Origin of the sequence: Hallerella sp., assembly GCF_022776125.1 — a bacterium.
GTDB lineage: Bacteria > Fibrobacterota > Fibrobacteria > Fibrobacterales > Fibrobacteraceae > Hallerella > Hallerella succinigenes.
In genome coordinates, this window is sequence record NZ_JALFIA010000039.1 from 1 (window position 1) to 20,858 (window position 20,858).

23 protein-coding genes and 1 pseudogene are annotated in these 20,858 nt (G+C 48.0%); 5 read left to right on the top strand and 19 right to left on the bottom strand.

Annotated elements, in window-relative coordinates:
• The coding region (locus tag MR847_RS04900) for a DUF4405 domain-containing protein (RefSeq protein ID WP_287723102.1) at positions 1–582 on the top strand (582 nt) is incomplete at its 5' end.
• A 6-nt stretch (positions 583–588) separates the two neighbouring features.
• Here the strand turns inward: MR847_RS04900 and MR847_RS04905 are convergent.
• Together MR847_RS04905 and MR847_RS04910 are read right to left on the bottom strand one after the other, a co-directional pair.
• Complete coding sequence (locus MR847_RS04905; protein ID WP_276992050.1) at positions 589–714, bottom strand: hypothetical protein; 126 nt, start codon at positions 712–714, stop codon at positions 589–591.
• Between the two features lie 114 nt (positions 715–828).
• Positions 829–1,410 carry a flavodoxin family protein gene (locus MR847_RS04910; RefSeq protein WP_100424868.1) on the bottom strand — a complete coding sequence of 194 codons (582 nt, stop codon included), beginning with the start codon at positions 1,408–1,410 and terminating at the stop codon, positions 829–831.
• Positions 1,411–1,521: 111 nt separating this feature from the next.
• On the opposite strand from MR847_RS04910, the gene MR847_RS04915 reads away from it, so the two are divergent.
• Complete coding sequence (locus MR847_RS04915; protein WP_158257015.1) at positions 1,522–2,031, top strand: ribonuclease domain-containing protein; 510 nt, start codon at positions 1,522–1,524, stop codon at positions 2,029–2,031.
• Between the two features lie 54 nt (positions 2,032–2,085).
• Here the strand turns inward: MR847_RS04915 and cysK are convergent, their stop codons facing one another.
• The 4 genes from cysK to MR847_RS04935 all read right to left on the bottom strand — a co-directional run bounded on the left by cysK (position 2,086) and on the right by MR847_RS04935 (position 6,148).
• Positions 2,086–3,018 (bottom strand): cysteine synthase A, encoded by a 933-nt coding sequence (gene cysK, locus MR847_RS04920; RefSeq protein ID WP_106520574.1) that lies wholly within the window; start codon positions 3,016–3,018, stop codon positions 2,086–2,088.
• 20 nt (positions 3,019–3,038) lie between these two features.
• Positions 3,039–4,199: an iron-containing alcohol dehydrogenase gene (locus tag MR847_RS04925; protein ID WP_287723103.1), complete on the bottom strand. Its 1,161-nt coding sequence runs from the start codon at positions 4,197–4,199 to the stop codon at positions 3,039–3,041.
• Positions 4,200–4,365: 166 nt separating this feature from the next.
• Positions 4,366–4,905, bottom strand: coding sequence for an RBBP9/YdeN family alpha/beta hydrolase (locus tag MR847_RS04930; RefSeq protein WP_106520091.1), 540 nt, complete (start codon positions 4,903–4,905; stop codon positions 4,366–4,368).
• A 124-nt stretch (positions 4,906–5,029) separates the two neighbouring features.
• Positions 5,030–6,148 carry a hypothetical protein gene (locus tag MR847_RS04935; protein WP_287723104.1) on the bottom strand — a complete coding sequence of 373 codons (1,119 nt, stop codon included), beginning with the start codon at positions 6,146–6,148 and terminating at the stop codon, positions 5,030–5,032.
• 114 nt (positions 6,149–6,262) lie between these two features.
• Here MR847_RS04935 and MR847_RS11020 point away from each other — a divergent pair.
• Positions 6,263–6,493: pseudogene (locus MR847_RS11020) on the top strand (rhodanese-like domain-containing protein); the annotation flags it as partial.
• A gap of 98 nt (positions 6,494–6,591) precedes the next feature.
• On the opposite strand, the gene bioB reads toward MR847_RS11020, so the two are convergent.
• The 3 genes from bioB to MR847_RS04950 form a co-directional block, all read right to left on the bottom strand.
• Positions 6,592–7,560, bottom strand: a complete 969-nt coding sequence (bioB, locus tag MR847_RS04940; protein ID WP_287723105.1) for a biotin synthase BioB — start codon at positions 7,558–7,560, stop codon at positions 6,592–6,594.
• Positions 7,561–7,725: 165 nt separating this feature from the next.
• The gene (locus MR847_RS04945; RefSeq protein WP_106520089.1) at positions 7,726–8,328 is read right to left on the bottom strand and encodes a dimethylsulfonioproprionate lyase family protein; all 603 of its coding nucleotides are present in this window, start codon (positions 8,326–8,328) and stop codon (positions 7,726–7,728) included.
• Between the two features lie 16 nt (positions 8,329–8,344).
• Entirely contained in the window at positions 8,345–9,304 is a 960-nt protein-coding gene (locus MR847_RS04950; protein WP_287723106.1) for a class I SAM-dependent methyltransferase, read from the bottom strand.
• Between the two features lie 241 nt (positions 9,305–9,545).
• Here MR847_RS04950 and metK point away from each other — a divergent pair, with 241 nt between their 5' ends.
• Complete coding sequence (gene metK, locus MR847_RS04955; protein WP_106520087.1) at positions 9,546–10,736, top strand: methionine adenosyltransferase; 1,191 nt, start codon at positions 9,546–9,548, stop codon at positions 10,734–10,736.
• Between the two features lie 73 nt (positions 10,737–10,809).
• Here metK and MR847_RS04960 read toward each other — a convergent pair whose 3' ends face one another.
• The 7 genes from MR847_RS04960 to MR847_RS04990 all read right to left on the bottom strand — a co-directional run bounded on the left by MR847_RS04960 (position 10,810) and on the right by MR847_RS04990 (position 17,104).
• Complete coding sequence (locus MR847_RS04960; RefSeq protein WP_287723107.1) at positions 10,810–11,670, bottom strand: ABC transporter substrate-binding protein; 861 nt, start codon at positions 11,668–11,670, stop codon at positions 10,810–10,812.
• Positions 11,619–11,786: a hypothetical protein gene (locus MR847_RS04965; RefSeq protein ID WP_277003498.1), complete on the bottom strand. Its 168-nt coding sequence runs from the start codon at positions 11,784–11,786 to the stop codon at positions 11,619–11,621. Before MR847_RS04965 ends, MR847_RS04960 begins: the two co-directional genes overlap by 52 nt.
• Before the next feature lie 81 nt (positions 11,787–11,867).
• A complete protein-coding gene (locus tag MR847_RS04970) occupies positions 11,868–12,425 on the bottom strand; it encodes a carboxymuconolactone decarboxylase family protein (RefSeq protein WP_100424878.1) in 558 nt (185 codons plus the stop codon).
• Between the two features lie 23 nt (positions 12,426–12,448).
• A complete protein-coding gene (locus MR847_RS04975; RefSeq protein ID WP_100424879.1) occupies positions 12,449–13,360 on the bottom strand; it encodes a PLP-dependent cysteine synthase family protein in 912 nt (303 codons plus the stop codon).
• 13 nt (positions 13,361–13,373) lie between these two features.
• Positions 13,374–14,531: a trans-sulfuration enzyme family protein gene (locus MR847_RS04980; protein ID WP_287723108.1), complete on the bottom strand. Its 1,158-nt coding sequence runs from the start codon at positions 14,529–14,531 to the stop codon at positions 13,374–13,376.
• A 26-nt stretch (positions 14,532–14,557) separates the two neighbouring features.
• The gene (locus MR847_RS04985) at positions 14,558–15,844 is read right to left on the bottom strand and encodes an O-acetylhomoserine aminocarboxypropyltransferase/cysteine synthase family protein (RefSeq protein ID WP_277003488.1); all 1,287 of its coding nucleotides are present in this window, start codon (positions 15,842–15,844) and stop codon (positions 14,558–14,560) included.
• 333 nt (positions 15,845–16,177) lie between these two features.
• Entirely contained in the window at positions 16,178–17,104 is a 927-nt protein-coding gene (locus MR847_RS04990; RefSeq protein ID WP_106520084.1) for a LysR family transcriptional regulator, read from the bottom strand.
• Positions 17,105–17,208: 104 nt separating this feature from the next.
• Here MR847_RS04990 and MR847_RS04995 point away from each other — a divergent pair, with 104 nt between their 5' ends.
• Positions 17,209–17,643, top strand: a complete 435-nt coding sequence (locus tag MR847_RS04995) for an RrF2 family transcriptional regulator (protein WP_100424883.1) — start codon at positions 17,209–17,211, stop codon at positions 17,641–17,643.
• A gap of 89 nt (positions 17,644–17,732) precedes the next feature.
• Here MR847_RS04995 and MR847_RS05000 read toward each other — a convergent pair whose 3' ends face one another.
• The 3 genes from MR847_RS05000 to MR847_RS05010 all read right to left on the bottom strand — a co-directional run bounded on the left by MR847_RS05000 (position 17,733) and on the right by MR847_RS05010 (position 20,743).
• On the bottom strand, positions 17,733–18,497 hold the full coding sequence (locus tag MR847_RS05000; RefSeq protein WP_100426740.1) for a LytR/AlgR family response regulator transcription factor: 765 nt from the start codon (positions 18,495–18,497) through the stop codon (positions 17,733–17,735).
• A gap of 92 nt (positions 18,498–18,589) precedes the next feature.
• Complete coding sequence (locus MR847_RS05005) at positions 18,590–19,942, bottom strand: sodium-dependent transporter (RefSeq protein ID WP_100424884.1); 1,353 nt, start codon at positions 19,940–19,942, stop codon at positions 18,590–18,592.
• Between the two features lie 6 nt (positions 19,943–19,948).
• Entirely contained in the window at positions 19,949–20,743 is a 795-nt protein-coding gene (locus MR847_RS05010) for an inositol monophosphatase family protein (protein WP_106520082.1), read from the bottom strand.
• Positions 20,744–20,858 lie beyond the last annotated feature (115 nt).

Sequence of the window (20,858 nt, forward strand, 5' to 3'; positions counted from 1 at the left end):
CTGTGGGCGGTGCATGTTGTTTTGAATCGCGCCTGGATCAAGGCATTGCCCAAGGGCAAATACAATGCCTTACGGGTTTTCCGGACCGTCATCAACGGCGGTGTAATCTTGTGCGTATTGTTCCTGATGGTCAGCGGGATCATGCTTTCGAACCATGTATTTAGCTGGCTCGGCATTGAAAGGGGGGCAAACTTTGCCCGTACCGCTCACCTGCTAGCCAGCCACTGGTACCTGGTTTTCGTTTCTCTTCACATCGGGCTTCACTTGTCCATATTTATTCGGAGCAAGTTGGCGACGGGTATCGTGACTGTTCTTGCGGCTTATGGAATCTACGCCTTTATTCAACGGGGCCTCTGGAAATACCTTACGTTACAGCAACCTTTTTCCTTTTTGGATATGGAGCGGGGGTACCTGCTGTTTGTTTTGGATTATCTTGCCGTGATGGCCCTGTTTGCCTTGACGATTCATTTAGCATCATCCAAGGTGAAACTGACGGCCCCCCTTTGTGACCGTTCGACCGTTCCATGGAACTGTTTCCACGGGAGAAGTTGCAAATACAGAAGCAGACATCATCGCAAATAAAAAATCCTAATTTTTAACGGCAGCCAAAAACTTCTTCCAGAAATTCGAAGTTTCCCCTGCAATCTGGATGCGCTTGCCATGCACCAAAGCGTCCGCGACTTTGCGATGCGCTTCGTTGATGGCATTTTGCATGGTGGATCTTGCACCCCCATTTTTTTACGCATTGACCCTGGTCAAGACATTCGATATGCCATTAACTAATATGAGATTTTTGGGAAGGGACTGCTAGTCTTTTGTTTTTTACAATTATCGAATGAAATTCGTATAAATCTTGGCTTCTGCGGTAGGCTGTGGGACACCCGCTTGCTTACCCGCTTCAATACTTTTGAGCATCCATGCCATATTACGGCCAAGCATCTTCATAATCTGCAAGCCTTCTTCATCCTGCATCACGTCTTCCGGTTTAGAACCGTGAACCATGTTCCAGTAACGCGAAGTCACTATCGGCTGCTGAGCAAACGCCGGATACTTATTCAAAGCGTCGAGGCAAGCCGTAGTCCCTGCACGGCGTGCAGAAGCAATCGTCGCGGCAGGCTTAAACTGCAATTCCGCAGCACCCTGACCGTAAAGACGATCGAGGAACATCAACATTTCACCGCTCGGCGAAGCGTAATAGACCGGAGAACCGTAGACCACGCCATCAGCGGTTTTCAAAAGTTCCACGGATTCTTTTACAACTTTTTCAACTTCTCCCTTCATCACGCGGCCACCCACAAAGACGATTTCAGAATCAATTCCCGCCGTTTTTAATTCTTCGACAATCACATTCAAAGCGGTATAGGTACAGCCCTTTTCGCGACGGCTACCGTTAAACAAAACCACCTTCATAAGGTCTCCTTTTTTTAGAAAATTATAAAATTTTCCGACGCTAGAAAATGTCGCCCAGCAGGCGGTCAAAACGAAACGCCTTTATCCCTGCTATTTATTATATTGAACAATATGAAATTTTTCCTGAATTTGTTCGCAACCTTCTTCGCACTTACTCTTGCCGCATGTTCTACTTCTACCGTTTCGAGCGACAATGAGAATTTTCAATCCAGCAGTTCTGCGAAATTCTCGTCCAGCGCTGAACCACAAAGCATTTATGAAGCAATCGAAGAATCCGGAAAGTACACAACCCGCGATTCCGTGGCGGCATACCTCTGCAAATTCGACAAGTTGCCGTCTAACTATGTGAGCAAAAGCGAAGGCAAAGCTCTATACGAATCTAAAACAGGCAACACCTTTTCCAAATGGAATTTCAATCCGTGGACAACGATTGGCGTGATGATTGGAGGCGACGTCTTTGATAATCGCGAAGGTTTATTGCCGAGCGGAAGTTACCATGAAGCGGACGTGGACTACTTCGACGCAAGCCGCGGAACAAAGCGGCTTGTCTATCAGTCGGACTGTGTCATCTACTATACCGCAGACCATTACGAAACGTTCACGCGATTAGAAAGACAATAGCAACAAAAAACGGTGTCGCGTTCGCGACACCGTTTTGATTTGGATTCCTGAAACTTACTCGGCAAAGAGGGCCGTAGACAGATAACGGTCGCCGGTATCCGGAAGAAGGGCCACAATGGTCTTTCCCTTGTTCTCGGGGCGCTTGGCCAGTTGCTCGGCAGCCCAGAGGGCCGCCCCAGAAGAAATTCCCACCAGCACTCCTTCTTTGCGGCCGATTTCACGACCCGCCTCGAAGGCAGCCTCGTTCTCAACAGTAATGATTTCGTCGTAGACATTGGTGTTCAGAATATCGGGCACAAAACCCGCACCGATTCCCTGGATCTTGTGGACGCCCGCCACCCCCTTCGAAAGCACCGGGGAAGAGGCTGGTTCCACTGCTACGATTTTCACAGCCGGGTTCCTAGACTTAAGATACTCGCCTACACCGGTAACGGTTCCGCCCGTGCCTACACCAGCAATAAAGATGTCCACCTTACCGTCGGTATCTTCCCAGATTTCGGGGCCGGTGGTGCTGCGGTGAGCTGCCGGGTTGGCGGGGTTCACAAACTGTCCCGGGATAAAGCTATCAGGAATTTCCCGAGCCAGTTCCTCGGCCTTCGCGATAGCCCCCTTCATGCCCTTCGCCCCTTCGGTAAGCACCAGTTCTGCACCGTAGGCCTTTACCAGCTGACGGCGTTCTACGCTCATGGTCTCGGGCATTACGATGATAATGCGGTATCCACGGGCAGCCGCCACAGCAGCAAGGCCGATACCGGTATTGCCGGAAGTAGGTTCGATAATCACCGAACCCTTCTTGAGCTTGCCCGAAGATTCGGCGTCGTCAATCAAGGCCTTGGCCACGCGGTCCTTCACGGATCCTGCCGGGTTGAAGTATTCGAGCTTCGCCAAAATCTTTGCCTGCAACTGATGAGCAGACTCGATTCGAGTGAGTTCGAGAAGTGGAGTGCGACCAACCAGTTGGTCAATCGAAGTATAAACTTTTGGCATGAGTATTCTCCTTTCGTTAGTTACAATGCAAGCGTTAGAATGTCCTTGATAGCGGTTGCATCAAGTGGTACATAGTGTCCGACGTTTCCATTTTTTACAGCCCGTGCGGCCATCACTTCAAAATCCTTGTTGTCAATTTTCAAATCCGAAAGGGTGGTCGCTAGTTTCAATTTTTTGAAAAAGGCTGCCAATTTTTCCGACAGGGCATACGCCCTTTCCTTTTCGCTATAATTGTACGGGTCGATTCCAAACAAGCGGCTCGCCAAAAGCGCCAGTCGCCAAGGCTTCTTTTGAGCCATATACTTTGTCCAAGCAACGGTGACGACAGCCATCCCTTCGCCATGGGTGATGTTGTACTGCGCCGAAAGTTCATGCTCAATGCGGTGAGATCCCCAGTCGGCACGACGCCCTACATCCAGAAAACCTCCATGGGCAACGCTTGCAAGCCACTGAATTTCGCCACGGGCGTTAATGTCCCTAGGATTCTCGATCAGCTTATCGGCATTCACAAGCAAAGCCCGAATGGCACCTTCAATCAGGTAGTCCGTGGTGTCGGAATATTTCTCGTCGGAGAAATACCTTTCCAGAAGGTGGGAGAGCACATCTGCAACACCTACAAAAGTTTGGTATTCCGGAAGGTTTACGGTGTACTTCGGATTCATGATGGCAAACTTCGGAATGATGCGGTCATCTTCAAAACCCAGCTTCCATTCACCATTCGAAAGGATCGCCGCATTGGAAGTTTCGGAGCCGCTGGATGCCGTCGTCGCAATCACGCCGATAGGCAACACGCGTTCCGCCGAAACGCCCTTGCTAAAAAAGTCCCAAACATCGCCTTCGTACGGAATGCCAAGAGCCACCGCCTTGGCAGTATCAATTGAGCTTCCGCCTCCAACCGCCAAGACAAAATCCACGCCACTGGTCTTGCCCTGCCAAACCAGTTCACGGACTAGATCGATAGACGGGTTCGGCACCACGTTGCCGTTTTCCGAAAAACGGATGCCCAGTTCCGACACGGCTTCCTGAACAGCCGAATAGATTCCAAGGGTCTTGATAAAATCGCCACTGTAAACGAGCAGCAGGGACTTGACCTTATAATCCGCCAAAAGCGACTTCAGTCTTTTCTCGCTGTCTTCGCCAAAGACAATTCTTGCGGGATTGTGATATTCAAAACCTATCATCGTACCCTTCTGCGAAAGAGTTCTTTATCGCGATAATCTCTACTCTCGTTTCCTACTATTTTTATAGGAATTAATATAAAAAAAAGCCATTCACGCGTCAATATTTTTCCTTATTCTCAGCTATACTTTTTTCCTATTTGGGTATAGTTACAGGCTATAACAGATCTTATAATCCACCTTCAAATTCCGCAAGGAACTGGCGTCCCTGTTCCCATTCACCGAGGTTAGATTCCGAATTGATATGGCCCAGAGCACCCGCGTTGAATAGTCTCGTTCCCCAAACTTTAGCAAAAAATTCAACGCGTTCCAAAGTCATATACGGATCGTTTTCACTGCCTACGACACATGCAGGCACCGGTAATTTTTCGGAAGGAATCGGCGCAAAATTTTGGATATGGGCGACCCTCTCCACATCGGCGGGCGTTACCAGGAACGCTCCTTTAATATTTGAAGGAATGCTCCCCTGCCGTCCGGCCCTCAAGAGCCAAAGGACAGTCGTTACAACGCCCAAGCTATGCGCTACTAGAATCGTATCGTCTTTTTGCTGGCGAATGAATTTGTCAAGGGTTTCCACCCATTCTTCTTTTTGCGGCTTATCCCAGCAACGCTGATAAACACGACTCGCACTTGGCAAACTCTTTGTCCAAAAAGTTTGCCAATGACTGGGGCCCGAATTATTCAAACCAGGAATTATCAAATAGTGCATTCGTGAAAACCTCCATTCTCAAATACCGTCGCTTCTAGAATCCGTAATTCAAAGAAAGCTGCCCTCGATTTAAATCAGCAGTTTTCGTCTTACCGACAGAGGCATCCAGGTAATCTGTTTCAATTCAAAGATATTCAATTCCCACCGTAAATGTAGAGGCAAGTTTATAGGCGGCATTCACAAACGCGGACCGGTTTCTTTTGGCACCGCCCACATTTTCAATGGATTCTTCATCGATTTTATCAACGCCTGCACCCACATTCAAGGTCAATTTTTGCACAGGATTGTACTGCAAGGCGGCCCAGCCACCGTAAGCCCTGATTCCTTCAGTCTTTTTCGGATTTTCCTGGTTCGTCACGACACCACGACCGATTCCCGCGCCATACGCGTCTATATTTTCACCATAAAAGCCTTCGCCCAAAAGCGTCAAAGTCTTAACAACTGGAAGCGTTAAGTCGCCATTCACAGACCAAGTCGGAACATCCTTTGTCGCACCGGCAAGATCGATGTCAAATTCCTCGCGGCCATAATGCCCCGAAATTCCGACACCCAGTTTTTTGCCTTCTACCCATAGCGGAAGTACTGCGCCAATGCGGCCTTCAAAAGTCGGAATATCGGCATCCGTTCCAGTTTCACCAACGCCTGCGTAAGGTTGATCAATACCCACAGAACGCACCACAGCAGCAGCAATATCTACAGATCCACCAGCAACCGGGATCGTTTCCGTCAAACGAAGCTGTGCACGGCGCAGACCCGGATCACCAGAATTGGTGAGCATGCCCGCATTCAAAACAGGAGTTATCAAAGGAGAAATCACGTCCCATGTTTGACCGGCAAGCACCGAAAATCCAGTTTTACCAAATATAATCTGACCATAGCCATGGCGAAGACGCGGTGTAGGAGCGGTTGCAGACCCCCCACCATAAAAGTCGACTTCTATTTTGCCACGCGCCTGAAAGAACGCAGCAGTATCAGTTGTCACCAGGTCAAGCCCCAAACGAGTCAAATTCGGCGTTAAATACCAGCCCCCATCATCTTCATTTGTCAAATCAGAAACGGAAACCGTATTGTCAAAATTTCCATTGTTACTTTTAGAATCGTTATAGGCTGCCGTCAGCGAAGCAAAGCCATAAGCCGTCAATTGAACGCCAGCCTTTGTAAAGACCGGAATGGTTTCTGCAGCGAAAGCTGCCTGAGAAAGAAGCAAGAAGGTCAAAAGATATTGAGTTGTATTTTTTTTCATTGACAAACTCCTTTTGAATAACGGAATTAAGTTTGGTCAAAAATTAGATCTACCCCAAGCATCAGTCCAATACATTCTTTTAATGCCTAGTTATAGGCGTTCAACCAAAACAAACCCATTTATGTTTTCTGCTCAACGGGAGAAAGGTCCGAACTGGTCTCAGAAATACTCGTCGACCAGAATGATGATGTTTATAATCTCGAAGGCGGTCTTGATTCAATTCCCAAATGCTCTCGGCCAATCGCGCAAACAGTCGAATCTATACGAAAAGCCATGATCGGTAATGACGCTCATCATGGCCAACGACGCCGCGGGGTTCCAAAAAACTTGGGCTTTCCCGTATGAACTTCGGCGGCATGGGTGTCAAGGTGGAGTCGCGACTATGCACGGTTCTGCAGAATGCAGAGATTTGACCTATTTTATTTAAAAGTTTTGGCCAAAGATTATGGATCTGCACTTTCTACAAACCAAGTGAAACCTGCATTTTCAATCGTCTTAAAAGTATCGGATAATGATTGACCGCCCTCGGTCAGATAACCCGACGCAAAAACAGAATCGACCACTTTGAAAAGTTCCTTTTCGTGCCCCTTAAAATAGACTTCACGACCGGCAGCACAACGAATATCCGATTTCGGGAGCAATAAGCGTGCAAGGCAAAGAATCTTCATGCAATATTCGAATGTAAGATTCGAAACATCACGTTCGGCAAGACGAGTTCCCTTGACTGGCAACAAGAAGTTTATCGGCACCGATTCAGGATTGATAGCCACCAAATCCAAAAGCATATCAACAACGTCTTCTTTGGATTCACCCATTCCGATAATTCCGCCACAACAAATTTCAAAGCCGACACGTTGCAGCATTTGAATGTTTTGAATGCGACGCTCGTATGTGTGCGTACTGCAAATTTCAGGATAAAAACGGCGGCTCGTATTCAAATTATGATTGATACGGTCAAGGCCTGCAGCCTTTAAAACGCGCGCTTGGTGTTCTGTCAAAAATCCGATAGAACAGCAAATATGTGTCCCCGACTTTTTCATGCGGGCAATGCGTTCCGCCAGATTCTCAATTTCCTTATCGGTAAATCCCATGCCCGAAAGCCCAATGCAGTGTCTGGACAAATGGAATTCATTTACAAGATTGTTATTGCTATCCAGTTTTTCATCGGAGACGCTTCTGTATTTTTCAATCGGAGCTTTTGAATCACGCGACTGAGCACAATAGGCACAATTCTGTGTGCAATTTCCACTTCGCACGTTCGTCAAAATCTGAATACTGACGCGGTTGCCCTTGTATTTGGTACGAAGCGAATAAGCCGTTTCCATTAAATTTTCAAGTGCGTCGTCCGGTAAATTCAAAATTTGCAGACATTCCGCTCTGGAAAATTTCTTTTCGTTACCAGCCTTCATCATTCACCTCTCTTTCGTCAAGGCTAAATATTTTGACAAAATATGTCATCAATTACCCTTGAAATTCAATAATTCCCGTATGCGAAAACGGCTTCTTTGCCATCGCGCAAACGTCATTGGTCAAGATGTTTTTACTCTTGACATCCGTATTCATCGTTTCGCATTCTATCACACATATTTCGAAAGCGTCACCACATCTTCGCCGCTCCATGTGTAAAGAGCCAGCAGAGGTTCTTCAGTTGTCCGCATAGAATGAATACGATTCGACGGGTGCAGAACAAATTCACCCGGATGGCGAACCGTTGTCACACCGTCCAAAATCCACTCGGCATGTCCCGAAAGCACGACATAAAGTTCCGTTGCAGGATGATAATGAGCCGGATAAAACGTATTCTTTCCCAAGAGCGTAAATCCATAGCAAAAATGCTCATCGCGAAAAGGCGCTTCGGGACCAAGAATTTCGCCCCAGCCCATTCGACTGCCCAAATCAGGCATGTCGGGACGCGGCTCGTAATTATACTTCCATGGTAAAAAAGGAAGTACCGGTTTTAAAGCCTTTAACAAGCCCTCTGTTTCGGAACTTCCAAATTGAATCGCTTCCTCAAGCCAACGAATCAACGGCGAATCACTTTTTTCGAAAGTCCCTATCGAGGGTGGAATTTCTCGCATCACGAATTTAGCGGCTTCTTGACCGATGTCGTCGTTTATTTGCGCACGTCCATTCAGAAAACGCTTGGATTCTTCGATTAGGTGGTCTATGAAATTTGGCATCCAACTCCTCGCATTTTTACTTCTTGCTCGACTTTAACACAGCCACCGTATGGCCAATGACTTCACCCTGCAAAAACGCTTTATAAGCTTCTGCAGCCGTGAGTTTTAAGGATTCCAGCGATTTTTCGATTTCGAAGGCGTTCTTCCCAGATTCCTTTACCGAAATGCTAGCGAATGCTTTCTGCAGATCGCATGCTCGGTAGAAGCGGAACGGGCCAAGTCCAGCCTTTTCTTGCGCGGCATAGCCCGAAATCACATCTTCAGGTTCCGTCTGAACTTTCCAGGAATAGGTGAAAATTTCAGACGAAAACTCAGCCAATTCACCGAGTCGAATCAACGCACTAAGCGGTACGCGACCACCGAGAGTTGAATAAACGGCTCCCTTTTCCGACAGGTAATCACGAGCCTGCCTAAGCGCCAGGTAATGCAAATCCAGCATCTGCTCATGCACAAATTCCGGAATCACTTCCTCACGTTTTTCCAAATAATGTCCACTATTACGTTCGTCTTCGATCTTGATATTATCCGTCAACGGGACATTAGGCAAATTTTCGTAAATCACGTCATAACGGCGTTCACTGTTTTCAAGAGGACGCAAAAGATCCCCCGCTCCAAATTCCAATTTTACCGAATCTGCATTTTTCAAATTCTTTTTAATGTTTTCGGCAGCGGTATCCACCACGCTCTTCAGCAAATCCGTAAAGCCTACGCGTTTTACGCCCAGAAGTTCAACGCCTGTCAAGACATCTATTCCGGAACCTGTGCCAATCGATGCAAACGCGTCCAAATCATGTCCCGCTTTTTCGCGAATCAGCTTGAACGCAGGAGCCGCAATATACGCCACCCAATCACTCGTAATATCTTCGGTCTTAGGCAAATAGGCATGATCCGTGATTGCCACGGAAAGATAATCTTGAATGTTTTTGGGAAACTCTTCCAAAGACAGATATTTTTTTACATCCACTAAAATGCCCATTTATATGTAACCTCACTTTTTTTACAAAGTATAGATGCCACATATTGTTGCGTCCAATACAAATTTCCTAACACTTGCTATCAATTTTTTGTATAAGTGAAACGTCATTTTTCGGTTGACAATATTTATGCATCTATGTAGATTCAGGCATAGTTATTTCGATCGTGTATTTTTCAGCACTTGGGAATGATCAAAAACGCGACGTTCTTTTCGGTACTGTTAGCAAAAGGAGCCGAACACAATGGCACATTATCTCTTCACTTCCGAATCCGTGTCCAAGGGACACCCAGACAAAGTTTGCGACCAAATTTCTGACGCAATTCTCGACGCCTGCCTTGCGCAGGATCCGGACAGTCGCGTCGCTTGCGAAACTCTAGCTAACACCGGTCTCGTCGTGATTTCCGGTGAAATTTCTACAAAAGCAGTTATCGATTACCAGCAAATCGCACGCAAGACAATCAAGAGCATTGGCTATGTGAATCCGGAACTCGCTTTTGATTACAAAGGTTGCTCCGTCCTCGTAGCAGTAGACAAGCAGTCCCCAGACATTGCCCAGGGCGTAGATGCTAAAGCCGCCGAAGGCAAGGAAGACGATAAGCAGGGCGCAGGAGATCAAGGCATGATGTTCGGTTTCGCAGTCAACGAAACCAAGGAACTGATGCCACTTCCGATTAGCCTTGCGCACAAACTCGTGGAAGAAATTCAGAACCTCCGCGAAAATGGAAAAATCAAATGGCTCCGTCCTGATGCAAAATCTCAGGTGACTGTCGAGTATGACGAAAACGACAAGCCGGTGCGCGTCGATACCGTGGTGCTCAGCACCCAACATGATGAATTCGTGAACGGCAAGGAACTCAAGCATTCTACCATCGAGAAGGAAATCATCAAAAAGCTCATCAAGAAGGTGATTCCCTCGAAACTTTTGGATAAGAATACTCGTTTTCTCATCAATCCGACCGGAAAGTTTGTCATTGGCGGTCCGCATGGTGACTGCGGTCTCACAGGCCGTAAGATCATTGTGGACACCTACGGTGGCATGGGCCGTCACGGCGGTGGCGCCTTCAGTGGCAAGGATCCGTCCAAGGTTGACCGAAGCGGAGCCTACGCGGCACGCTACGTTGCAAAGAACATCGTTGCCGCAGGCCTTGCAGACCGTTGCGAGGTGCAAATCGCTTATGCAATCGGATATTCCAAGCCGGTTTCCGTTCTCGTGAACACCTTCAAAACAGGCAAGATTGACGACCGCAAAATCGAAGAAATCGTCAAGAAAACCTTTGACCTTTCTCCAGCCGGCATCGTGAAAATGCTTGACTTGAAGAAGCCCGGTTACCTGGCAACCGCTGCACTCGGCCACTTCGGTCGCACAGGCACGCGCTTCACCTGGGAAAAAACAGACAAGGCTGCCATACTGAAGAAACTTGCGAAAGTGTAAATCGGCACAATCGAATAATTATGATGAAAGCCTCGTCAAGTGACGAGCCTTTTTGATTATAACCAGCGAATGATTACTTATTCCAATCCACTTCGCGGTAGATTTTTTCGGTGAATTCATCGGCATTCAGCTGCAGGTATCCGACTTTATGCAGCAGGTCTGCAAAGTAGTGCAAATCGGCTTTCAAGTTTCGACCACTCTTGATTTTCTGTTCGGGAGACTGGTATTCGTACGACTTGATGAGTGCTGTCGCAAATTCTTTGTCTTCGATAGCGGAATGCTTACCGGCCTGCATGAGTTCCACGGTTTCTTCCGGATGTTCACTGATCCAAGCATGAGCCTGTTCAAGAGCGCGGAGAAGAGCCTTGATTTTTCCCGGTTCTTTTTCTAGAAGGATACCCGAAACATAATAGAAGCAGCAGTACCGGCCATCAAAAACAGGATCGGTTGCCACATCCATAATGACGTCTGCCTTGCCCGATTTTTCGTAAGCAGAAGCGAGGGGATCCCAAATAGCCGCCGCATCAATCTGCCCCTGTTCTAAAGCCGCAAGTGCCAAGTTGCCATCGGCATACGGCAAGAAATGCACCTGATTGTCTTCAGGCTTTGTCGAAACGCCTCCTAAAGACAGCCAAAGACTAGCCGCCTGATGCGGAGTACCGCCAATTTCATCGACAGCAATCTTTTTTCCCCTCAGGTCAGAGGCTTTCTTGTAAGGCGCCCCCTTTTTCACCAGAACCTTGATACATCCGATGTGAATACCGTCAACTATCTTGATATCTACACTGTTTTCAATCGCCTGGAAAAACTGAAAGTCCGAATTCGTAAGCGCATAGGTCCCCTTGCTAAGCCCCAGCTTACGCGTTTCACCGTCAGCCGCAATCAGTTTCGCGTCAATTCCTTCTTCGGCAAAGAATCCTTTTTCTTTCGCCACATAAAAAGGAGCTGCGCATTCTTTTCGACCTGGTTATCCCCGTTACAAGCTTCAAACAGCAAAGCAAATCCCAAGGCGAGCAGAGCGATCAAGTAAATTTTATAGTTGTTCTTCATCGCAAATTATTCCTTAAAAAATTCCCGAAAAAACATGTTTTCATTTTTCCGGGAACGTTGTCTTGTATCATTAACTCAAGTCTACTTGATGTTTTCGCGCCATGTAGCTGGCTTGAATTCATCTACGATGGGCAACAGACGCTGATCCACATCGATTTTCAGAACCGAGTTGAAGTTGTTCGTCGCGATCATCTGAGCAGCAAATCCTACGACCGTCACCAATTCGCTATCGCTAAAGAACTTCTTCAAGCTAGCGATCAGCTCGTCGGAAACCTTAGTCGGATCCTTCACGATCTGGTGAGCAAGTTCAATCAACAACCCTTCCTTTTCATCGAACTCAAAATCCTTCGGATCGATTCCCAGAGCCTTCAAGTCGCTAATAAAGAACAGCGAGCAGAGCTGGCAACTGTTGGTGGTAGAAATCGCATGTGCATAAATGGTCGAAGCTCGGAGTCCCACCACTTCTACAAGGCGGTTCCAGCTCGTGTACCAACCCATAAAGGCATCATAGGTAGCGTAATCCTGGAGCAGCGCCCGCTTCATGTTGGTAATCTTACCTGCAGCAACCAACTTTTCATAGGCTTCCTTGGCCTTGCCCTGGGCTTCTTCGGCAGATTCGATAAATTTTACTCTTGCCATTTTTTCTCTCCTTGTTTTAAGGCCTAGACATACAGGCCCTTGCTAAAGTAACGATCTCCGCGGTCGGGTGCCACAAAGACAATGTTTCCCCGGGCGCCCGCTGCAATCAACTTCTTCGCAGCAGCAAAGGCCGCACCGGAAGAAGAACCGGCGATAATCCCTTCTTTCTGGGCAAGTTCACGGGCCCCGCCAAAGGCATCCTCGTCATTAATTTTGATAACCCGGTCCACCAGCGAAATATCCATGGTATCGGCTATGAAATCGTTTCCGATTCCTTCGATATTGTAATCGCCATGTTCGCCGCCGCCTATGGTAGAGCCCACGGGATCGGCAAGCACACCCTGGATTTTCGGATTCTTTTCCTTGAGGTAGTGGAGGATTCCAGAATAAGTTCCGCCGCTCCCGGCACCCGCCACCACATAGTTGACATGGCCATCCAAATCCTTATAGATTTCAGGTCCCGTGGTTTCGTAATGGGCGCGGGGATTCGCCGGATTGCGGAACTGGCGCAGCGAAACCGCACCGGGAATCGTCTTCAAAAGCTCTTCCGCTTTCTTTTCAGCTCCCAGCATGCCCTCTTCACGAGGTGTGTTGATGAGTTCTGCACCCAGAGCCCGCAAAAGAATCTGCTTTTCCTGGGAGAACTTATTCGGTACCACGAAAATCACCCGCAGGCCACGATTCAGGGCGGCAAAGGCAATTCCAAGTCCCGTATTTCCCGCCGTCGCTTCGATAATGGTTCCGCCCGGTTTCAGCGATCCCTCTTCCAAGGCAGCATTGACCATGTAAAGGCCCGTGCGATCCTTGACGCTTCCCGACGGATTCCACAGTTCCAGTTTCGCGAAAAGTTTTACACCTTCAGGGACACCGACATGAGAAAGCCTTACCAGCGGAGTATGGCCAATCAAGGCCTGCATGGATTCATAGTAGTGCATATCCAATACCCTCCTACGTGAGTGAGGCTTGGATGCCCGAGTTCAAGTCTAGAATGAGGTCGTCCACCTTTTCAATGCCCACCGAGAGGCGAATCAGACCGTCGGTAATGCCCACCTTTTCGCGAATTTCCTTGGGTATCGACGCATGCGTCATGGTAGCCGGATGGCACACGAGACTTTCAACGCCTCCCAAACTTTCTGCCAGCGAAATCAGTTTCAGGCCCTTGAAAAATTTCCGGACATCGTAATTTCCATTCAGTTCAAAGGAAATCATGGCACCGCCATTTTTCGCCTGCCGCTTGTTGATTTCGTAGCCCTGAGCCGTCGGGAGCCCCGGATAATAGACCTTCTTGACTGCCTCCGAACCTTCCAGATAGCGCGCGATGCGAAGCGCATTTTCTGTATGACGATCCAGGCGAACGCCCAAGGTCTTGATTCCCTGAATCAACAGGAAGGAATCAAAGGGACCCAGGACCGCACCGACCGCATTCTGCGTAAAAGCCAGGCGCTCGGCAAGTTCCTTGTTGCTTGTCACCGCAAGGCCCGCCACAAGATTGCTGTGACCGCCCAGATACTTGGTAGCACTATGCACCACGATATCGGCACCCAATTCCAGCGGTCGCTGCAAGTAGGGAGTCATGAATGTGTTGTCCACAATCGTCAAAAGGCCATGGTTTTTCGCAATCTGTGCAACCGCCGAAAGGTCCGTTACTGTCAAAAGCGGGTTCGCAGGGCTTTCCACAAAAAAGGCCTTCACATCCGGCGTAATCTTTGTTTCCAAGGTCTCCAGGTTCGTCGTATCTTCAATGGAATAGTGAATACCCAGATTTTTGAAAACCTTATCCAAGACGCGGAATGTTCCGCCATACACATTGCTCGAAATAATAATGCGGTCACCCGCCTTAAAAAGAGAAAGCACTGTAGATGTGGCAGCCATGCCGCTTGCAAAGGCAAAACCCGCAACGCCCCCTTCAAGCTCTGCAATCAAAGCTTCCAAAGCGGCACGCGTCGGATTCCCGGTACGGGAATATTCCCAGCCCGTATTTTCGCCAAGCCCCGCCTGCCTGTAAGTAGACGTCTGGTAAATAGGAACGTTCACGGCTCCTGTCGCCTGATCGCCGTCAACGCCCCCGTGGATAAGCTTCGTCTCGATAAATTTTGAAATGAACATATCGAAAAGCCTCTCTTCTTTTCAACCTAGATAGCGGCAAAACCGTTTTCCAGGTCGGCGATAATATCTTCATAGTGCTCCGTACCGATAGAGACACGGATTGTCGCCGGAGTGATGTTGGCAGCAGCCAATTCTTCTGGAGTCAGTTCCGCATGGGTCGTCGTGTACGGGTGAACCACCAGGCTCTTCACGTCGGCCACGTTGGCAAGCAAGCTAAAGATCTTCAGGTTGTCAATGAACTTAAAGGCTTCTTCCTGACCACCCTTGATGTCGAAGGTAAAGATGGAACCACCGCCATTGGGGAAGTACTTCTGGTACAGTTCGTGGTCCGGATGGTTCGGCAGGCTCGGGTGATTCACGCGGGAAACCTTCGGGTGCTTGGTGAGATATTCCAGGACCTTTTTGGTATTTTCCACATGACGATCCAGGCGCAGCGAGAGGGTTTCAGTCCCCTGCAACAGGAGGAAGGCATTGAAAGGAGAAATGGCAGCCCCTTCGTCACGGAGGAGAATGGTGCGGATATAAACCACATAGGCAGCAGCGCCCGCAGCCTTGGTAAAGGAGAGACCGTAGCTCTTGTTCACTTCGGTCAGATGGGGGAACTTACCCGAAGCTTCCCAGTCGAACTTGCCACTGTCCACAATCACGCCGCCGAGAGTCGTACCGTGACCGCCGATAAACTTCGTCGCGGAATGCACCACGATATCGGCACCATGTTCGATGGGACGAATCAAATACGGCGTTCCAAAGGTATTGTCTATGACCAGCGGAATCTTGTTCTTGTGGGCGATTGCAGCAATCGCGTCGATATCTGGAATATCGGAATTCGGGTTACCGAGCGTTTCGATAAAGATGAGCTTTGTGTTTTCCTTGATAGCGCTTTCCACGTCCTTGAGGCTGTGGGTGTCCACGAAGGTCGTTTCAATACCGAAGTCGCGGAGCGTGTGCTGCAACAAGTTGAAGGTGCCACCGTAAACCGTACGCTGGGCCACCACGTGATCGCCCTTATGGGCAAGAGCGGTAATCGCATAGGTAATTGCGGCTGCACCACTTGCGAGCGCAAGGCCCGCCACACCGCCTTCCAGCGCGGCAATACGCTGTTCCAAAACTCCCTGGGTCGTATTGGTAATGCGCCCGTAGACGTTACCCGCATCCTTCAAAGCAAAACGGTCCGCAGCATGCTGAGCATTGTGGAAAACGTAGGAAGTGGTCTGATAAATAGGAACGGCACGGGAATCGGTCGTGGGATCTGCGGTTTCCTGGCCAACGTGAATCTGGAGGGTTTCAAAATGAAGTTTGTTCTGGGTCGTCATGATAAGAATTCCTTTTTGATTATAGCGGGCAACCGGTTTTTACTCAAAAACCTCGGTCACTCCATTTTTTTGAAATGTCCTTTTAGCTCTTTTTTTCTAGCGGGTGCGCCTTCAGGACAAAAGGCTCTGGCTAGTTGAATTTCAAAATGCCTTTCGGCATTCGACAATCACTATCACACATCATAGGCGCTCCTTCGAATGCTTAGGAAATCAAAAACATTTTCAATTACCTATCAATCTTGTAGGCTTTAAGATAGAATAAGATCGGGCAGAATGCAATAGATAGTTCTATACTATATTCTTTTAGCCAGTAATAGATTTTAACTATAACACTCAGGATTTGACGTTATCCAAATAATCCTTCAAGCATTCTACATAACGCTCGCCGACCATTCCCAAAAGCATATTCCGCTTGCAAACGTATCCGATTTCCATCACACAACGCGCTTCATCGCTTTTATCCTTGAAAGGAACCGCCCGAAAGTCGTCCCCATTCAATTCTTCGCAAATGATACCCGAGCAAAGCGTATAGCCGTTCAATCCAATCATCAAGTTCAACATCGTCGCTCGGTCGTTGGCTTTGATCGTCCGCTTATATTCATTGGTACTTAAAATTTCTTCCGCAAAGTAAAAAGATCCATCATCCCCCTGTTCAAAAGAAAGGCACGGAAAATCGTCCAACTGCTTTAGCGTAATAAACTTGTTATTTGCCAAGGGATGCTCCTTCCACAAATAAACATAAGCCTTGCAATCTATCAACTTATGAAATTCGAGGTCTCGAGCCTCTAGTAAATTCGCAATGACTTTCCGATTGAAATCGCTCAGGTAAAGAATTCCAATATCGCTTTTGAACGAAGCGACATCTTCAATGACTTCCTTTGTACGCGTTTCTCGAATAGCAAAATCATACTTTTCCGTATCGAACTGCTTTACCGTTTCCACAAAGCTTTTCACCGCAAAAGAATAGTGCTGCGTCGAAACGCCAAACTTCTTTTTGCGCTTGCCGATTTTGCCATACTTTTCAAGAACCGATTCATAATGTTCCATCAGTTCGCGGGAATATGCAATGAACTCCTCTCCTTCACTCGTCAGCGTAACACCGCGACTTGTTCGGTTAAAAATCAGAATATTCAGTTCATCTTCCAGATCCCGGATTGCCGCCGTCAAAGATGGCTGGGAAACATAGAGTTTTTCTGTCGCCTTGTTAAAAGATCCGGTTTCCGCAATTCCGATCGCATAACGTAACTGTTGAAGAGTCATAATTACCTACCATTTACATAGGTAATTATAGAAAAAGGAATCCCAATCACAAGACTTGACCCCATCTAGACGCCAATTTTTCCCAAAAGTATTACATTTGTAATATGATTGTATCCACCAAAGGTCGCTACGCGTTGCGGGTCATGACAGATCTTGCCCAACAGCACAACGACGAATTCATTCCTCTCAAAGACATCGTCACGCGTCAAGGCATTTCCCAAAAATACGCAGAAGCCATTATGGCGCTGCTTTCCAAAGCAGGGCTGATCGAAGCGACCCGAGGAAAGACAGGTGGATATAGGCTGAACAGAGCTCCTAAAGATTACATGGTCGGTGAAATTTTACGTGCAACAGAAGGAACGCTCGCCCCTGTCGCCTGCCTTGAAGACGACGCCGTTCCTTGCGCGCACTCCAAAGTTTGCACGACGCTCCCCCTTTGGACCGAGCTGAATCAAATCGTCACCTCCTTTCTCGACAGCATTTCGTTAGAAGATCTAACGCATAAGCGTATCAAGTCGAAAGCCGCAACTTCGAAATAAAAAAGTGACCATTTCCTGTCAAAAAAAGCCCCGCAATTACTGCGAGGCTTTTTCTTATCTAGGAGGAAAACAAGCTCTTGATTTCAAGCTTAGAGAGAATGGAGATTGCTCACAAAATTGCGGCTGACCGGTATCACGGAATTATCCTTGTCATGCAGCTTGATTGTGAAATGTCCATTCGGCAAACGCTGGTATTCCGCGATCGCATCGATTGCAATCAAATGAGCACGGTGAACGCGGACAAACTGTCCCGGATCCAAACGCTTTTCCAAATCCACCAGAGGAGTTCCAATGATGAACTTTCCATTCGAAGCGTAAACCGTCGTGTACTTATCTTCACTCTGGAAGCGGAAAACATTTTCAATCGGAATGACCACGGTACGGTCGCCGATCTTTGCCTGAATACGACGCAAGTACGGTTGCTTCATGTCCGGAGTGCGGTCGAGAAGACGCTGCACAGCCGATTCTGGGTCCATTTCACCCGAAAGGACCTTTCCCAAACGGCGAACCTTGTCCATGCAAATCTTTAAACGGTCTTCTTCGATCGGTTTCAGCAGGTAATCCACCGTATCTTCGGCAAAAGCTTTAATCGCATATTCATCGTAGGCCGTGGTGAAGACCACCAAGGGATCTTCTTCATCCACTTCTTTAAGCACATCAAAGCCGTTCATATCCGGCATCTGAATGTCGAGAAAAACCAAATCCGGGCTGCCCGCACGGATTTGCGCTATCGCTTCTTCGCCAGTACTCGCTTCCCCGACAATCGTCACGAGATCCGAGTAAGATTCCAGCAGTTTACGCATTCTCATGCGTGCCAAAGGCTCATCATCTACGATCAATGTTTTGAATTGCATAATCTGCAATATACAATCCGAATAAAAAAAAGATCCCGATTTTACTCGCCTTTAGACAAAAGCGGTAAAAATCGGGATAAATTGCAATCCGGTTAGACCAAACCGCCGATAAAGATGATCAAAATCAGAATCGGAAGGACAAAGCGGAAGTAATTCTTGAGCCAGTACGGAATCTTAAAGCCTTGACCCTTATTCGCTTCCGCAATGTAATTATCAAAGCCCCAGCCCCACTTGGTTACGCAGAAGAGCAAATACACCAAGGAACCCAACGGAAGCAAGAAATTCGAAACGATAAAATCTTCCGACTCCAGAACGTCACGGTCACCGATCAGATGCACATCGCTCCAAACATTATAGCCCAGAGCGCACGGGAGCGAAGTAATCAACACAATGACGAAGCAAACCACAGTCGCCTTGCGACGCGTCCACTTGAAGTCATCGAGGAACCCAGACATCAAATTTTCGAACACCGCAAGCACGGTTGACATACTCGCAAAAATCATGAAGAGGAAGAACGCGGCACCCCAGAAACGTCCGCCCGTCATGTTCATAAACACGCGCGGAAGCGTGAGGAAGATAAGGCTCGGACCCGCATCCGGTTGCACACCGAAAGCAAAGCACGCCGGGAAAATGATCAAGCCCGAAGCAAGAGCGACCATCGTATCCAAAATGCAAATGCGAATCGCTTCACCGCCGAGCGTGTACTTATCCGAAGTATAGGAACCAAAGATTTCCATTGCCGCAACGCCCAAAGAAAGAGTGAAGAACGCTTGATTCATCGCAGCGGTAATCACCTTTACAACGCCCTGGCTCTGCACGTTTTCAAGGCTCGGTACGAGGTAGAAAGAAAGTCCTTCTCCTGCTCCCGGAAGCAGCACACTGTGAACGCCGAGCGCAACGATCAAAATCAAGAGGCCGAGCATCATCCACTTGGTCGTGACTTCAAGGCCCTTTTGCACGCCGAAGCTGTTCACCAAAAAGCCGAGAACGGACGTAAGCACCATACAGCCCACAACCTGCAGCGGATCCGCAAGCATAGAAGAGAAAACATTTGAAACTTCCGAAGCCGGAATGTTCGAAAATGTTCCGCTCGCGAATTTCCAGAAGTAGTTCAGCATCCATCCAGCGACTGTTGTATAATACATCATCAACAACAAGCAGCCGAGGAAACAGACATAGCCGTGCAAATGCCACTTGGAGCCTTTCGGTTCCAAAGCGCGGTAGCCCGAAACCGCCGAACGCTTGGAAGCACGACCGACGGCTAGTTCCATCGTGAGCACCGGAGCGCCCATCAAAATCAAAAAGAGAATGTAGAACAGAACAAAGAGGCCGCCACCATTTTGACCTGCGAGGAAGGGGAACTTCCATACGTTACCAATGCCGATTGCACAGCCCGCGGAAACGAGCAAAAATCCTGCTCGGGATTTAAAACCTTCTCTTGCCATGAATCCTCACTTTAAGATTTGTAAAAATTGATCGTGCAAAATTCCATTGCTGAAGAGAGCCTGTTCGCCGTCTTCAAAGCGAAGCGGTTTTCCGTCGAAGCGCGTCGCTTTGCCGCCCGCTTCTTCCACCAGAAGTGCGATGGCTGCAATATCCCACGGATAACTCATCGTCATCACAAAACCATCAAGCGATCCTTGCGCCGTGAACGCTCCTTCGATGACAGCACTGCCGTAGCATTTGACGCGCGTGCAATGTTCTGCTTCGCTTTTGAAATTTTTCAAATTCTGCGCATTGATTTTTTCCCAATCGCCAACGTTAAAGTCTCCGTTCGAAACGATTGCCTTGGTGAGGTCATCGACCATGCTCACATGGACATGTTCCCCGTTTGCAAACGTGCCGCTTCCTTTACACGCAGTGAACATTTTTCCGAGGCCCGGAAGATTCACCACAGCGATAATCGGCTTTGCGCCTGCTTCTGTATTCTCGACAAGAGCAATCGAAATCCCCCACAAAGGGATTCCACGGCTAAAGTTCACCGTACCGTCCACAGGATCGATAATCCATTCATAGCGGGAGCCTTCTTTCACATGTCCCGCTTCTTCTGTTCGAATGGAATGTTCCGGAAATTCATTTTGAATATGACCGATGATAATCCGTTCGCTTTCAAAGTCGGCAGCGGTCACAACATCCTTCGGATTTTTGAATTTGATACTGCCAAGATGTTTTTGCATGGCGAGTGCCGAAGCGCCTGCTTCGTTTGCCCAGGATTGGGCTCTTTGTAAAATGTCATCTACTTGCATACGTTAAATTTACCTTTAAAATTTCTAAATTATGCTTTATGAAAAAGTTTATCTCCCTTTTGAGTTTATTTGCCGTTTCGACCCTTTTTGCCGCGCCGGAATGGGGCAGTGATTT